Raw genomic sequence first — 14,929 nt, forward strand, 5'->3', positions numbered from 1 at the left:
GCCGTAATCCGACACCACTCAACCTTAACCCTCATCAATTCTTCAACGGCTTATACTTCATCCGCTTGGGCTGCGCATCGCCACCTTTGCGTTTGATCAAATCCTCGTGATACTCGGTGTAATTCCCTTCAAAGAACACGATATCCGAATCGCCTTCGTACGCAAGAATGTGGGTTGCAATACGGTCGAGGAACCAGCGGTCGTGCGAGATCACCAGGACGCAACCGGGGAAGGCCAGGATCGCATCTTCCAATGCACGCAGGGTTTCAATATCCAGGTCGTTGGACGGTTCGTCGAGCAGCAGAACGTTCGCGCCTTGCTTCAAGGTATTGGCCAGATGTAAACGACCACGCTCACCACCGGACAATTCGCCCACACGTTTCTGTTGATCCGAGCCTTTAAAGTTAAAGCGGCCCACGTAAGAGCGGGAATTCACTTCGTAGGTACCGATGCGCAAGATGTCCTGGCCATCGGACACGGCTTCCCAGACGGTTTTTTTATCGTCAAGGTTTTCGCGACTCTGCTCGACATAAGCGACTTTCACTGTATCGCCCAAGGTTACCTTGCCGCTGTCCGGTTGTTCGGTGCCGGCGATCATGCGGAACAGGGTAGATTTACCTGCACCATTACCACCAACAATACCGACGACCGCACCTTTGGGGATGCTCAGGGACAGATTGTCGATCAGCAGCCGGTCGCCGTAACCCTTGCTGACATTCTCCAGCTCGATGACCTTGTCACCCAGGCGCTCGCCCGGCGGAATATAAATCTCGTTCGTTTCGTTGCGGGATTGGAATTCCTGGGATTGCAATTCATCAAAGCGGGCCAGACGCGCCTTGCTTTTGGCCTGACGACCTTTGGGATTCTGACGCACCCACTCCAATTCAGTTTTCAGGGCTTTCTGGTGAGCAGCCTCGGTGCGCGCTTCCTGCTGCAAACGAGCTTCTTTTTGCTCCAGCCAATTGGTGTAATTACCTTCATAAGGAATGCCGTGGCCACGGTCCAGTTCCAGAATCCAGCCGGCGGCGTTGTCGAGGAAGTAACGGTCGTGGGTAATTGCTACCACGGTGCCGGAGAAGTTTTGCAGGAATTGCTCCAGCCAGTAGACCGATTCGGCATCCAGGTGGTTGGTCGGTTCGTCGAGCAACAACATATCCGGGCGCGACAACAGTAAACGACACAAGGCCACGCGGCGGCGTTCACCGCCAGACAGCTTGGTGACATCTGCATCCCAGGGCGGCAAGCGCAGGGCGTCGGCGGCAACTTCCAGGGTGTGGTCCAGATTATGTGCATCCCACGCCTGAATGATGTCTTCGCAGCGGGCCTGCTTTTTGGCCAGATCGTCAAAGTCGGCATCCGGCTCGGCGTAAGCAGCGTAGATCTTATCCAGTTCTTGCAGCGCATCCACCGCCTCACGCACCCCATCTTCCACATTGCCACGCACGTCTTTAGCTGGGTCGAGCTGTGGTTCCTGGGGCAGGTAGCCGACCTTGATGCCGGGCATAGGGCGGGCTTCGCCGTTAAAATCCGTATCCACCCCGGCCATGATACGCAACAACGTGGATTTACCCGAGCCATTCAGGCCGAGCACCCCGATCTTGGCGCCGGGGAAAAAGGAGAGGGAGATATCTTTCAGAATTTCACGCTTGGGCGGCACGATCTTGCCGAGCCGGTGCATGCTGTAAACATATTGCGCCATGGGGCCTGAACCTCGTTATGCAGGGTGGGGAATCCAAGGGCGCAAGGTACCGAAAGCGCTCGGCCAATTCAACGTGTAGAGCCGAAATGATGGGTATTTCGAAAATTTATAACGATTAATTTTTGTGTGATGCGCGTCACAGGTTGCCCGAAGGCAGGCAATTGTTTGGCTGGATAGCCGCCGTTAGACTGGCGACCGTTCCCAGCGCCTCCACCTGGCGCTGAAATCATATTGGCCACGCCACAACCGGGAATTCGTAATGCAGGTACGCACTACCATCCTCCGTCTCATCTTTATCCTGATCTCCATCGCCAGCCTGGCCTATGTGGCCAACCTTAAGGCGGAGCCTCATTCGGCTGTAAAATACGCTGAACAGCGACGTTAGTTTTTGCTGGCAAGTGTCGGGTTAGCGCAGCGTAATCCGACACTGATGCTGGTTCCTGTGCTAAAGATGCTGTGTAATATGCAATCTGGGAAATAAAGGAAATTAACTAATCTTAAATAGGAGTTTAGGAAATGGGTATATCACAAACAGTTGGACAAAACAGCCTCAACCTTACGCAAGATGTCAAAACAGTGCAGACATTATTGAACAGGGCTATGAAAACCTATATCAGGTTCGGTCAAACGCAAGAAAAACTTACACCTGATGGTATCTGCGGTAGTAAAACAATAACAGCGATTGGATACTTTCAATCGATGGTGATGCGTCATAAATACCCTGACAAGCGTATAGAGCCTAATAAGAACACCTGGAAGAAACTGAATGAAAATATCCCAAGCAAGACACAAATAAGAGCAACAGCAAGTCTGCAAAAATCCCAGCTTGATAATTTTCTAACCTGGTTTAAATCGGATGCTACATCAAACGTTGAAAAGCTGGCTGATTCCTTTTACAAAGAAGTAGCAAAGTTTCTCGAAGTTAAATCTGAAGTGGCCGGCCCCAAACCCGTTGGCTTATCCAAGGTAACAGTAGAACCTTTTCGCCAGGGAGATGGGAAGTGGGGTAGTATCAAACTGGGTAATAGCTCCACAGGAACAATTCATAGTTACGGTTGCGCTATGGTCAGTTTGGCAATGGCGACTACTTATCTGGGCTCCAGAACCAAACACTGGCCTGAAAATCTTACACCGCAGAAGATGACGCCAATCCATGCAAATAATATTTTAAAGAAAGCGGGTGTGTTTACGGCAAATTCATACATGCTGTATATCACCGGAGGTGCGAATGCATTGGGAATGCAGGCTAAGGATTCCGGAGTAGGGGTTAAGTTAGGAGCAAGTGCTCGTGGAAATATTGATCAGTGCTTAAGTAGTGGTGGATTGGTTTTGGTGCATGTCGATTACAAAAAATCCTGGGTTGGTGATCACTGGCTACTCCTGACACAGAAAAACTCGAATGGTGAATACTCTGGCGTAGACCCGGCATACGGGAAAGTATTGAAGTTATATAAAACACCGGCAACTGGTCAGACGACATCTGCTCACGTTGTCATGTATGGGCGAGCGGACAGTTTTGGTGAACGAACACCGGAGAATGTTAAAAATTATAAGGTTGTACGATTCGTAACTCTTAATGCCGGTACTGAATGAGCGGATGCATAAAAAAATTATGAATGGGATCATTTTATGAATAGCAGATTGTTGTATGTTGGCTTTGCACTTGTGGGGATACTATTTCCGCTGGGGTGTAGTGGCGAAAACACAGAAAACTTCGAGCCTTTATTTACTGGCTTAAAAGCAGGTCAGAGGGGTCAGCAGGATTGTGTTTCTATAGCTGATGCTTCGGTAAAAATAGAGTTCAATGATTTTGATCAAAATCTCAATATCTATCGGTCGAAGGGGTGCAAAGAATCTTCAAAAGCTAATATGTTGGTGATTCCTGTGGAGGCTCAGCTTGCAGGAATGTGGAATGGCTTTGTGGTTTTGGATGAAGGGACTGATGTTAATGGCAGAGAAATTCATCTTATCAGTATCAACGATGCCACAAAGAAATATAGCATCTACTATGTCAATCAACCACTGTTTGAAGAAAACCAGGTGACGTATTTCGAAGCAACGGAAAAGGAAGCTAAATTGGCAGATTGTGCAGAACAGGCGCCTGAGGTTACACAATGGAATGAGATGGGTTTTCCATTAATGATTGCGCAGCAAAAAATACTGGATATTAAAACCGGTAAGACGCGTTCGACAGATGTGCTTTCTTGTTATCCGTTGCAATAATTCATAGCTTATTTTTCTGTATGTCGTTGGTTAACAATGTCGGGTTACGCTGCGCTAACCCGACCTAGTGTAAACATCGCTTTTGTAGGTCGGATTAGCGTAAGCGTAATCCGACACCAGGTTCAAACATTTCACCGCCGCATCACGCGCTCACCTCTTTCAAATCCTCCAAAATATGCTCCGCCGCCTGAAAGGCTAAGGCCGCAATCGTCAAGGTCGGATTTCCGGTGGCCACCGTCGGAAACACACCGCTGCCGACCATAAACAAATTGCTGTGGTCCCAGGATTGTTGTCGCGCGTTCAATACGGAATCTTCTTTGCAATCCCCCATGCGATAAGTGCCGACGATATGACCGGCGCCATAGAAGGTAAAATTGTCGCCCTGGTATTGAAAGTTGGTGGCGGTGACTTTGTCGGGTTTTCCATATAACACCGGTGCCGGTGGCAGCTTGGTGTATTCGGTAGCGCCGATGGCGTTAAAGATTTCCGTAGAGACTTTTTTCGCGGAGACAAACGCATTGCGCACGTAATCTTCCTGGATGCGATAGGTCACTTTCGGGCGCGGTAAGCCGAGGTGATCGGTTTCGGTCTCGGATAATTCCACACGATTTTCCGGGTCAGGCAATTGCTCAATCAAATACCCCAGACGAATTTGTCGCGTATAAATAGCATTTAAGGTATTCACCAATTGCGTGCCGAATAATTGGCTGTTAGCCGGCAGGTTTTGATCCCAACGCAGTGGCTGGCCTTGCTGATTCACCGAGTCACCATTTAGCTGGCTGTTGTTCTGGCCGAACACAAAATCCGCCAGGGTAGTGAAAGGGTCATTCGCCGCCCACTGCCAGCCCTCATTGCCAATCTCAATGCGATAGGCCGAACGCTCTTTGCGGAATTCACCATCGCGCAGCGATTCAACCCCCGAGGTTGACAGCGGGCCGCGATAAGCAAACACCGGATCTTTCGCCAAACCCCAGGCGAGATACATCACGTGATCCATCAGGTTGCGCCCGACCTGATCACTGCTGTTAGCAACGCCACGCTTAAAATTTTTATTTTTATTGGACATTAATAACAGCTTGGGCGTCTCGATAGCGTGCGCCGCTAACACATACTTTTTAGCGGTAACCGTACCGGAGCCGGTGGGAATGCCACCGTGTGTATCGTAAGTGATGTAATCAATTCCGGTGATGTCGTCAGTGTTGTCATCGACGCGAATATTATTCGCCACATGGCGATACCATACATCGACATTGCCGGTTTGCTGCGCGCGGGCGAGCGTGACCGTCGCATCATATTTTGCCTGGATGGGGCAAATGGGAATGCAGTTAGTATTGCCGGCACATTGACGTCGTTCGCCCGGCAGGGAATTGCGTCCTTGTGGTGTCGGGGTCACGTAAACCGGATTGCCATCAACGGTTATTGAGGTCACGCTATTGATGTAGGCTTGATCTACCAGGGATTCGGTAATACCCGGCATCGGATAATTATATTCCGGTCCATAATTTCCCGTCGGTGAAACACCGAATTGTGTATAAAGTTGATCCAATGCGCCCTTGTCACCCGCTACACCAATTTCGTTGGTGGCTTTTTCATAGTAGGGCACCAGCTTCTGATAAAAATCTTTACCGCCCGGCCAATCCACACCTTGCCCGTACAAGGTTTTTAATTCGAAATCGTTGGGAAATAAACGCAAACTGGTGCCGAGCCAATGCCAGGTTGTACCGCCACCGATGCGCTCATAGGAACTGGCAAATGCAAAATTGGCGCGCGGACTGTCACCCGTTAAATGGAGTTCTTGTGGTGAATACGTGAAATAACATTGTTTGGGATTTCGCCAGGGACCAATTTGCAATACGGTATAGCGCGGCACATTTTCCTGCGCCGGGTCGGGCAGGCCGAGCGGGTTATCCGGTGTCGATGCCGACGGATTTTGCACCGTCGGTGGATAGGGTGATTCGGGTGTTTTTGCATTGGCTTTGAAAAAGGTTTCCATATAGCCGCTGCGATCCACTGGCACCGGTTGGCCGGCTTCGAGGATCAACACTTTCTTACCTTGCAATCCTAACTGATAGGCAACAATAGAACCGGCAATACCTGAGCCGACAATGACAACATCATATTCCTGATTGGCAGTCATGCTGTTTTCTCCTTATTTGTTGCCGGTGAAATCGCTGAGCGGCGCGGGTTCAGTGGCCCAATAACCGTAGCGAAAATTCGAGTCACCCATGGGATGGGATTGCATCACCTGCCAGGCTAAACCGGTGGTGTAACTTTTGGCGGAAATCATATCGCTGACCGTATTGGCCGGCGCCGTGTCCGATGCTGGAATAAGAGTGGGCCAGGCGCCGGCATACCACATAAAAATTAATTTACGGCAGGCAATAACAAAGTCGGCGCCGTTGCTGTCGGCCAGCATTGCCTCGCCGATTTGTTGGTCAGATAATTTTTGCGCTTTGAGCGACGCAAATTTCTGAAAAATACTGTTCACCAGATCGGGATTGCCGCTCTCCCGGGTAACCGCCTGGGTAAAAAACGGGAGATATTCGGATTTAATATCCACCGGGTCCAACGTCGGTGAAAGTATCTTGGCGGAAAAGCCGGTCAGTACCGCGCTCAGGCCAATAAAACTTGCCATAGTGGAATCAGTCATGGTTCGCTCCTTAAGTTAATTGCGTGCAAATTTATTGCGCGCGTTGTAACAGGTAAGTGAAATCGGAAAACAATCCATTGGTGCCGGTGGCGTTGTTATGACACGCCATGCAACTGCTGGAGGTTTGTTTGACTTCACCTTGAATGTAGGTTTCGAGAGTGGTGTTGGCCAGGAATGAAGGCGCGGGCACACCGGTAGGGTCGGTAGGGCTGGTGGCGTTAGTGGGCCACTGGGTGCTGACCAATTCGTAATTTAACCACACTGAGCCGGGCACCGCTTTTTCCAACGCGGCGTGATAGAGCGCGTTTAATTTTTTCGTGTCCTCGGTAATCGGAATTACCCGCTCAACCTGTGTAGGTTGTGTGTGCGGATTGGCGGGGTTCCAGGGGCGCGGTGGTGGCTCATTGACAGGACAATCCTTACATGTCGCATCAAAGAAATTGTACGCGCTTAAATCCGGCTTTTCGCCTTTGGTCGGTGCGTTGGCAATGTGCTCGAAGGTCGACCAGATCCACTGCGGTTCATCTTCGGTCTTGTGTGCAATGTGGAAACCAACCAGGCCCACTTGCTCCAGCGAACAGGCTGGCTCTACGCCGTGTTGTTCTTCGGGATTGTTGTACACCAACGCAAAGGTGGTGTGATAACGGGTAGGATCAAATTTGCCACCCATCTTCACCCAGGCAGCTTTCAGCATGATGGCACCAATCTGAGCGCTCTCGGTATTGCTCGATGGAAAATCTGCATCTTTAGCGAAGGCGGTCTGACCGGCTTTGCTGTAGAGATTATTGTCGAGGATGTAATTAAACATGGCCTCATTGGTGAGAATTTCGTAGCGCGTATACTGGCCGTTCTGATCGATCAGTGGCCCGGTTTGAAACGGCTCGCCACTTTCATCCAGCACATTGGGTGTTTTACCCACCTGGGTTAAATGAATAGCACCGTCAGGAATCTTGCCGATATCTTTGCACACCTCGGGCACAGGGTTGGGTTGGTTCCAGGCTGGCGGTTGCGCGCCATCGGGCAGAAAAATATCGCGGCTTTCTTTCCAGCTTTGCCACACCACCGGGCCGCCGGGTTGTTGGCCGATCACCAGATTATTATTGGGCGTTCCATCGGGATTGGCCGGCCAGTTGAGTGCAACAAACGATTGCCAGGAAAAGACATCGAAATCGTGTTGCAGGGATTCCAGATTAAACGGCGGGTTGGCCGTAATCTCCAGGGGAATGGCCGAGCTTAATGTGGGTAATGTGTCACCGGGTGTGGATGAACTGGTCGGTGGTGTTGAGGTCAGTTTTGCCGCGGGCGTTTCCTGTTGCTCTTGCGAGCAAGCATGTAACAACAGCAGAGACGCGAGACATGTCGCACCACGTGTAAAACAGGAGAAACCAGGTTGCCATTTCATACTAAAAATCCTTGTTCTTTTATGGATGTTTCAACCCTGAATGTCTTGTGAGACGCCGGATGTTTACCGCGCTTTTCAGGATGTTGATTGACAAGCAACAATCAGATCACGTCGGTAGTATTTCAAAGAAGTCCGCTATCGCATATTACAAGTCATGACAGCGGAAGCGCGGCTAATTATGGAAATGTGCGCCAGATGACAAAGGCTTAAAAGAATATCCGGCAAACCTTGCGCCCACGGAACAAATTGAGTTTCAATCAGGAACAGCCTGACCCCCTTGATAAGGATTGCAATGACAGCTGCCAGCTTCCATACCGATAGCCAGGGTGACCAGTGTGCGCTATATCTTGGCGGGCGCTGGCAATTGGGGGATGCGCCGGATGGCGACGCTCTCCAAGCCGTGGTCCCGCCTGACTGTCAGCATCTGGATTTGATTACCGAGCAGTTGGAAAGCTGGGATTCCAGTCTTGCCATCGCACTCTTGCAACTGGCGCGCTGGTGCGACAGCCAGAAAATTTCGCTTAACACCGACGCAGTGCCTCAAGGCTTACAACAGTTGTTGAACCTTGCGACAGGCGTGCCGGTTTATCAGACGGAAGCCGCAGAGAAATCCGGCAATGCGATTACTATTTTGCGCAATGCGGTTAAACAACAATGGCATGAACTGCGCGATACGCTCATCTTCGTGGGCGATGCCTGCGTCGCGTTAGGGCATTGGTTGCAAGGCCGGGCAAAAACACGCCGGGTCGATATTTTCTTTTTTATTGATCAGGCCGGCCCCCGCGCCCTCGCTATTGTGACGCTTATCAGCGTGCTGGTGGGGATGATCCTCGCCTACCTGGGCTCCGTGCAATTGCGCCAGTTGGGTGCCCAGGTTTATGTGGCGGATTTGGTGGCGATCGGTATGGTGCGCGAAATGGGCGCGTTGATGACCGCCGTGATTATGGCTGGTCGTACCGGCGCTGCCTATGCTGCACAACTCGGCACCATGCAAGTGAATGAAGAGATTGATGCGCTGCGCATCATGGGTATTTCCAGTATGGAATTTCTGGTGTTGCCGCGTTTGTTGGCGCTGGTGTTTGTCATGCCGCTGTTGTGCATTTATTCCGATATTATCGGTATGGTCGGCGGTGCAGTTATTGCGACCAGCATGGATGTCAGCATCATCCAATATATTTCCCAAACCCGTGATGCGGTGGATTGGCTCGACATCTCCACCGGCATCGTCAAAAGTATTGTCTTCGGTATTTTAATTGCGATAGCCGGCTGTCAGGCGGGCTTGAATTGCGGCCGCAATTCGGATGCGGTCGGCATGGCGGCCACCAACGCGGTGGTGAAGGCAATTGTGTATCTGGTGGTAGCGGATGCCGCCTTCAATATCCTGTATGACAAACTCGGAATCTGATCCATGGCGCAGCAAGCCTTTATAGAAGTGCGCGATCTCACCATCGGTTACGGCCGCCGGGTTGTGCAGGAACATTTACAGTTTGAAGTGCGCAAGAACGATATCTTTTTTATCATCGGTGGCAGCGGGTGTGGCAAGACGACACTGCTCAAACACATGATCGGTTTGATCGAACCCTCTCATGGTGAAGTGCTATACCAAGGCGTTAATTTTTACCGTTCCGACGAGGAAACCCAGTTGGAGTTACTGAAAAACTGGGGCATTACATTTCAAACCGGCGCGCTGTTTTCCAGTATGACGCTGGAAGAAAATGTGGCGCTGCCCATGCAGCTCTATACGGATTTAACGGAAAAGCAAATTGCCGAAGCCGTCGCCTATAAACTGGCGCTGGTGGGGCTCGGTGGTTTTGAAGATTTTTATCCGGCGGAAATCAGCGGTGGCATGCACAAGCGCGCCGGACTTGCCCGTGCCATTGCCCTTGATCCGCAATTATTATTTTTTGACGAACCATCGGCGGGGTTGGACCCGATCAGTTCCCTGCGTCTCGATCAATTGATTGTGCAGGTATGCCAGGCTCTGGATTCCACGGTCGTTATCGTCTCACATGAGTTGCCCAGTATTTTATCTATCGGCACAAATTGTGTCTTTCTCGATGCACAAGCCAAAACCATGCTCGACAGCGGTGACCCAAAACAGCTGGCGGAACACAGCAAACAGGATAAAGTCCGCCAGTTTCTGAACCGTGCGGAAAGTCAGACAGAGGAAAACGCATGAGCCATAAAAAGAACCGCTCTCTCGCCATAGGCGCGTTTATTGTCGGTGCCATTTTGTTGGTATTTGTCGCACTGTTATTTTTTTCCGGTGGCCGCTTCTTTGCCGATAAAAAACGCGTGGTGATGTACTTTGAAGGGTCAGTGCAAGGGTTGCAGGTGGGTGCGCCGGTTAAATTAAAAGGCGTCGTGTTGGGTGAAATTATCGATATCAGTATCAATTTTGAGCGGGATAATAAAACGGTATACACCGCTGTGACTGCCGACCTGGTGATGAAACGCATCAACACCGACGGCGCCAATGTGGAGGAAAATTTTCTGAAAGAGGCGATCCAGTCCGGCCTGCGCGCGCAATTAAATTTCCAGAGTTTTTTGACCGGGCTTTTGTATGTCGAACTGGATTTTTATCCCGATAGTGAATTGACGCTTTATGGTATTCAGAAAGAGCATCAGGAAATACCGACCATCGGTACCAGCTTTGAGGAAATTTCTCGCACCTTTCAAGAGCTGGACTTAAAAGGGCTGGTGCACAACCTGAATAACCTGACCGAACAGGTAAGCAACATGGTGGCTAATGGCCAGGTGGCGGAAACCCTCAGCAGTTTTAACCGGCTGGCGACCTCCCTGGAACAAACCTCCGGTAACGCAGATAAAGAGCTGGCGCGTCTGAGTGACAAGATGGACACGACACTGACCGAACTCAATGCGTTGATTAAAGAACTGAATACCCAAACGCCCGACATGCTGGCTTCACTTAAAGGCAGCCTGGAAGAATTGAATAAAAGTATGCAAAGTTTTGATCAGGCGGCGGCCAACATTGAACATGCGTTTTCTGAAGATGCGCCCCTGCTTAATCAACTGACCAGAACCCTTGAAGATATGAGCCGTTCGTCGCAAGCCTTTCGCAGTTTGAGTGAAACACTGGAACAACAACCCGAGGCATTATTGCGCGGCCGATCCATCATGCCGGAGGAAGAATAGATTATGCGGTATTCATTCATTCTGTTACTTATTTGCAGCCTGCTCGGTGCGTGCCAGAGTTCACCGCGCAAAAATTTTTACTTGCTCAATGCAACGCCGGTTGAACAAAGCGAGCAGACAGCGGAGATCACGACGTTGATCGGTATCGGTCCAGTGGAGGTAGCGGAATACCTGAATCGCCTGCACATGGTTTACGAAGCCAGTGATGGCAGTCTGGTCCTTGCCGACAACGATTACTGGGCTGAACCGCTGCGCGAGGGCATTCCGCGCATCATCGGTTTGAATCTGACGGCGCGCGATCCTCATCGTGGCATGGTTAATTTTCCCTGGCGGCGCGACAGTAAACCCGATTACAGTTTGCGCCTCGCCTTGCACAGTCTCCATCGTACCGGCAGCGACGCCTACATCAATGCCACCTGGGAATTAGTGGATGTCAATGAAAGAAACAGCCTGCTGCGCCGGCATTTTATTCGCCGTATCCCGGTCGCTTCCGGTGCTCGCGCCCTGGCCCAGGCTTATAGTCAATTATTAGCAGAGCTCTCCGCCGACATGGACCAAGCCTTAACCCAACACACCCAACGTAGGTCGGATTAGCGCAGCGTAATCCGACATCTCACTTACCCCACTCAAACGCACGGCAGTTTTGCCAACAACGCCATGGCGAATTGCCCGATTCATTGCTAGGCTATCGCCATGACCGCTTGCCACGGTTGGCCAGCGCCTTTTTTCTGCCCGTGATGCCTCGAACCAATGGATGCACAGACCTCTCGCCTTACCCCTGAATCTGTAGACAACACCCTACACGTCGTCCTTGAGCACATCAGCGAAGGCGTTGTGGTGACAGACGCTGACTGGAGCGTTATTTACGCGAATCCAGCCGTTGAAAAACTGACGGCCATGTCCCGCGAACATGTCATCAACCATAATTTCTGGCAGGTATTCCGCGATTTGCGCGGTACCTTGTTGGACACCCCGAAGCCGGGGCAAAACAACAGTGCTATCAAATTTTCCGCGTATTTTGTCCAGCAAAGTCTGTGGGTTGAAGTCAACAGCTTCCCCAGGGACGGCGGCGGCCTGACCATTTGTTTCAAAGACATCACCACCTTTAAACGCGAAGCCGTCGCCGAGCGTAGCGCGATGGAAGCGCGCACGGCGGCTAATGCCAACGCCAAGTTTCGCGCTTTTTTTGAGCAGGGTTCACAGTTCGCCTGGTTGACGACGCTCGATGGCACTGTGATAGAAACCAATCGCTACAGCGTGCAGGCAACAGGGCTGGAGCATCGTGAAATAATTGGCAGGAAATTTTGGGATTGGGGATTGTGGGATCATTTGCCACCGGTCATGGAAGTGGTGAAACAGGCAATCCTCGCAGCGGCGGCCGGTACGCGTTTCAAACGCGAATTAAAATATTCGCAGGACCCGGAGAACGAGCGTTTTATCGACCTCTCTATCACCCCGGTTACCGATGATCATGGGCACACCATTTTTATTGCCATCGTCGGTATTGATATCACCGAGCGCCGTCGTCTTGATGCCGCCTTCAGCGATATGCGCACCCGCCTGGAATCCATGTTAACCGCCGCCGAGGTCGCGACCTGGACCTGGGATGCGGAAACCAACCAGATCATTGCCGACCGCAACCTGGTGCAATTGTTTTCCATCCCCACTGAAAAAGCGGACAGCGCTACCCTGGCGGAGTATTACGCGTCTATCCATCCCGATGATATTGATCGTGTAAAAGCGCTCAGCAAAAAAGCCATCGCCGAGGGCCATTTATTTGAGGCGCGTTATCGTGTGCGTATGACCGACGGCAACTATCGCACGGTCATTGCCCGCGGTCGCGCGCAGTACGACAGCAATGGCCTCGCCGTGGCCTTCCCCGGTGTCGTGGTGGACATTACCAGTCAGGCGCAGGCTGAAAGTGAATTGGAGCTCAGCAATCAACGTTACAGCGCGTTGATTGAGTTGATGGATGAAGGTTTTTGTTTATTGGAAATTTTGTACGACCAGAATCATCGCGCGCACGACTATCGTTTCATTGAGGTGAATCAAGCTTTTGAGAAACAAACGGGCCTGGTTAATCCCATCGGCAAGACGGCGCGCGCCATGGTGCCGGATCTCGAAACCAGCTGGATTGAAACCTACGCCCGCGTTGCGCAAACCGGCGCGCCCCTGCGTTTTCAAATGCACTCCCAGGCCATGGGCCGTACCTTTGATGTTTACGCCAGTCGACAGGGCGGTCGTGAAAGCAATCGTGTGTCATTGATTTTTTCCGATATCACGGCGCGCAAACTCGCTGAAGAGGCCTTGCGTAATCACGCTAATCATTTAATGGAATCGAACCGCCGCAAATCAGAATTCCTCGCCACCCTGGCTCACGAATTGCGCAACCCGCTTGCCCCATTAAAAAATGGTGTGCAGTTACTAAAATTATCCAACGACAAACCGGAAACCATCACTAAAGTGCGCAGCATGATGGAGCGCCAGCTTAATCAAATGGTACGCCTGGTGGATGACCTGCTCGACATAGCCCGCATAAACAGCGGCAAGATTGAATTGAAAACGGAATGCCTTAGCCTGGGTGCAGTTGTGATCAGCGCGGTAGAAACCTGCACACCATTAATCGACGCATGCAATCATCAATTTACGCTGGAAATTCACAACGAGGCAATTCTGCTCAACGCGGATGCCGCACGTCTCGCACAAGTGCTCAGTAATTTATTAAACAACGCGGCGAAATACACACCGCCCGGCGGCGATATTCGTTTGTCATCCTGGGACGATGGTCTGGATTTATTTATCGCCGTAAAAGACAACGGCATCGGCTTAAGTGAAGACGCTATTGCATCGGTATTTGAAATGTTTTCCCAAGTGGGGCGCAGCCTGACGCAATCTCACGGTGGATTGGGCATTGGGTTATCCCTGGTGCGGCAAATTATTGAATTGCACGGCGGACAGGTTTCCGCTCAAAGCGCCGGCCCCGGACTGGGCAGCACGTTTTTAATTCGCCTGCCATTGGCTCCGACCAATTCCCTGGATGCACCACAGGATGTTGTCGATGAAAAAGCAGCGCCAGTTCCGCAACAATTGCGCATCCTGTTGGTGGATGACAATACCGACGCGGCAGAATCACTGTCATCACTGCTGACATTAATCGGGCACGACACCCGTATAGCCCATGAAGGACTTGAAGCGGTTAACAAAGCGCGCGAATTTTTACCGCACATTGCATTTCTCGACCTCGGATTGCCGGGTATGGATGGTTACCAACTCGCGGAAACCTTGCAAGGCATCCCCGAATTACATGACGTTCACTTGATCGCGCTCACCGGTTGGGGCGGCAAGGAAGATCGCGAAAAAACGGCGGCCGCTGGCTTCGCCGAACACCTCACCAAACCCACCAGCTTCGACGACATCCAAACTGTCCTGACCCGTTTTCAATCCCGTATCCGTAGGTCGGATTAGCGCAGCGTAATCCGACAAGCGTTTACCTCCACTCCGGCACCCCGACTGCTTCTGCGTAATGAGTGCTGCCCCTTCGCTTTTTCAGTCTTGATTTATACTTGTAATATAATATACCTTCTCTGCTCGGCTTCCCGCTTTACATAAAAAGCTAAAAAGCCTCGTTTTTTGGCAAGCAATTTTTCATATAAGAAAAGAAAATTATCCATAAATTAATTAAGTCAGTTTTCCAGGATGACTGACGTATAAATAGCCAAATAAATTTCCAGCACCTGAATTTTTCCATCAGCAACACCCCGCAAGGTTTTGGTAACAAAACCGTTAAATATTATTAGGA

At 50.9% G+C, this 14,929-nt stretch carries 12 protein-coding genes; 8 read left to right on the forward strand and 4 right to left on the reverse strand.

From position 1 onward, the window contains the following. Positions 1 to 34 precede the first annotated feature (34 nt). Positions 35 to 1,699 carry an energy-dependent translational throttle protein EttA gene (gene ettA / locus CBR65_RS19410; RefSeq protein WP_087468385.1) on the reverse strand — a complete coding sequence of 555 codons (1,665 nt, stop codon included), beginning with the start codon at positions 1,697 to 1,699 and terminating at the stop codon, positions 35 to 37. Between the two features lie 259 nt (positions 1,700 to 1,958). On the opposite strand from ettA, the gene CBR65_RS22600 reads away from it, so the two are divergent. From CBR65_RS22600 to CBR65_RS19420, 3 genes are all read left to right on the forward strand, one after another. Then, positions 1,959 to 2,084, forward strand: a complete 126-nt coding sequence (locus CBR65_RS22600) for a hypothetical protein (RefSeq protein ID WP_255377166.1) — start codon at positions 1,959 to 1,961, stop codon at positions 2,082 to 2,084. Positions 2,085 to 2,215: 131 nt separating this feature from the next. After that, positions 2,216 to 3,292, forward strand: coding sequence for a hypothetical protein (locus CBR65_RS19415; RefSeq protein ID WP_087468386.1), 1,077 nt, complete (start codon positions 2,216 to 2,218; stop codon positions 3,290 to 3,292). Between the two features lie 36 nt (positions 3,293 to 3,328). Further along, positions 3,329 to 3,922, forward strand: coding sequence for a hypothetical protein (locus tag CBR65_RS19420; protein WP_087468387.1), 594 nt, complete (start codon positions 3,329 to 3,331; stop codon positions 3,920 to 3,922). Positions 3,923 to 4,064: 142 nt separating this feature from the next. Here the strand turns inward: CBR65_RS19420 and CBR65_RS19425 are convergent, their stop codons facing one another. The 3 genes from CBR65_RS19425 to CBR65_RS19435 are packed head-to-tail and all read right to left on the reverse strand — an operon-like array spanning position 4,065 to position 7,974. Then, complete coding sequence (locus tag CBR65_RS19425; protein WP_087468388.1) at positions 4,065 to 6,059, reverse strand: GMC family oxidoreductase; 1,995 nt, start codon at positions 6,057 to 6,059, stop codon at positions 4,065 to 4,067. Between the two features lie 12 nt (positions 6,060 to 6,071). Continuing rightward, complete coding sequence (locus tag CBR65_RS19430) at positions 6,072 to 6,572, reverse strand: hypothetical protein (RefSeq protein ID WP_087468389.1); 501 nt, start codon at positions 6,570 to 6,572, stop codon at positions 6,072 to 6,074. A 31-nt stretch (positions 6,573 to 6,603) separates the two neighbouring features. Next, positions 6,604 to 7,974 carry a hypothetical protein gene (locus CBR65_RS19435; RefSeq protein ID WP_198300816.1) on the reverse strand — a complete coding sequence of 457 codons (1,371 nt, stop codon included), beginning with the start codon at positions 7,972 to 7,974 and terminating at the stop codon, positions 6,604 to 6,606. Positions 7,975 to 8,266: 292 nt separating this feature from the next. Between CBR65_RS19435 and CBR65_RS19440 the strand changes: the two genes are divergently transcribed. The 5 genes from CBR65_RS19440 to CBR65_RS19460 all read left to right on the forward strand — a co-directional run bounded on the left by CBR65_RS19440 (position 8,267) and on the right by CBR65_RS19460 (position 14,595). Further along, positions 8,267 to 9,379 carry an ABC transporter permease gene (locus tag CBR65_RS19440; protein WP_087468390.1) on the forward strand — a complete coding sequence of 371 codons (1,113 nt, stop codon included), beginning with the start codon at positions 8,267 to 8,269 and terminating at the stop codon, positions 9,377 to 9,379. Positions 9,380 to 9,382: 3 nt separating this feature from the next. Beyond that, the gene (locus CBR65_RS19445) at positions 9,383 to 10,153 is read left to right on the forward strand and encodes an ABC transporter ATP-binding protein (protein ID WP_087468391.1); all 771 of its coding nucleotides are present in this window, start codon (positions 9,383 to 9,385) and stop codon (positions 10,151 to 10,153) included. Continuing rightward, the gene (locus CBR65_RS19450; protein WP_087468392.1) at positions 10,150 to 11,130 is read left to right on the forward strand and encodes an MlaD family protein; all 981 of its coding nucleotides are present in this window, start codon (positions 10,150 to 10,152) and stop codon (positions 11,128 to 11,130) included. Before CBR65_RS19445 ends, CBR65_RS19450 begins: the two co-directional genes overlap by 4 nt. Before the next feature lie 3 nt (positions 11,131 to 11,133). Next, the gene (locus tag CBR65_RS19455; protein WP_087468393.1) at positions 11,134 to 11,724 is read left to right on the forward strand and encodes a membrane integrity-associated transporter subunit PqiC; all 591 of its coding nucleotides are present in this window, start codon (positions 11,134 to 11,136) and stop codon (positions 11,722 to 11,724) included. 156 nt (positions 11,725 to 11,880) lie between these two features. Then, positions 11,881 to 14,595 (forward strand): PAS domain S-box protein, encoded by a 2,715-nt coding sequence (locus CBR65_RS19460; protein ID WP_087468394.1) that lies wholly within the window; start codon positions 11,881 to 11,883, stop codon positions 14,593 to 14,595. Positions 14,596 to 14,929: the final 334 nt, after the last annotated feature.

The organism is Cellvibrio sp. PSBB006, assembly GCF_002162135.1.
In the GTDB taxonomy this organism is placed as follows: Bacteria; Pseudomonadota; Gammaproteobacteria; order Pseudomonadales; family Cellvibrionaceae; genus Cellvibrio.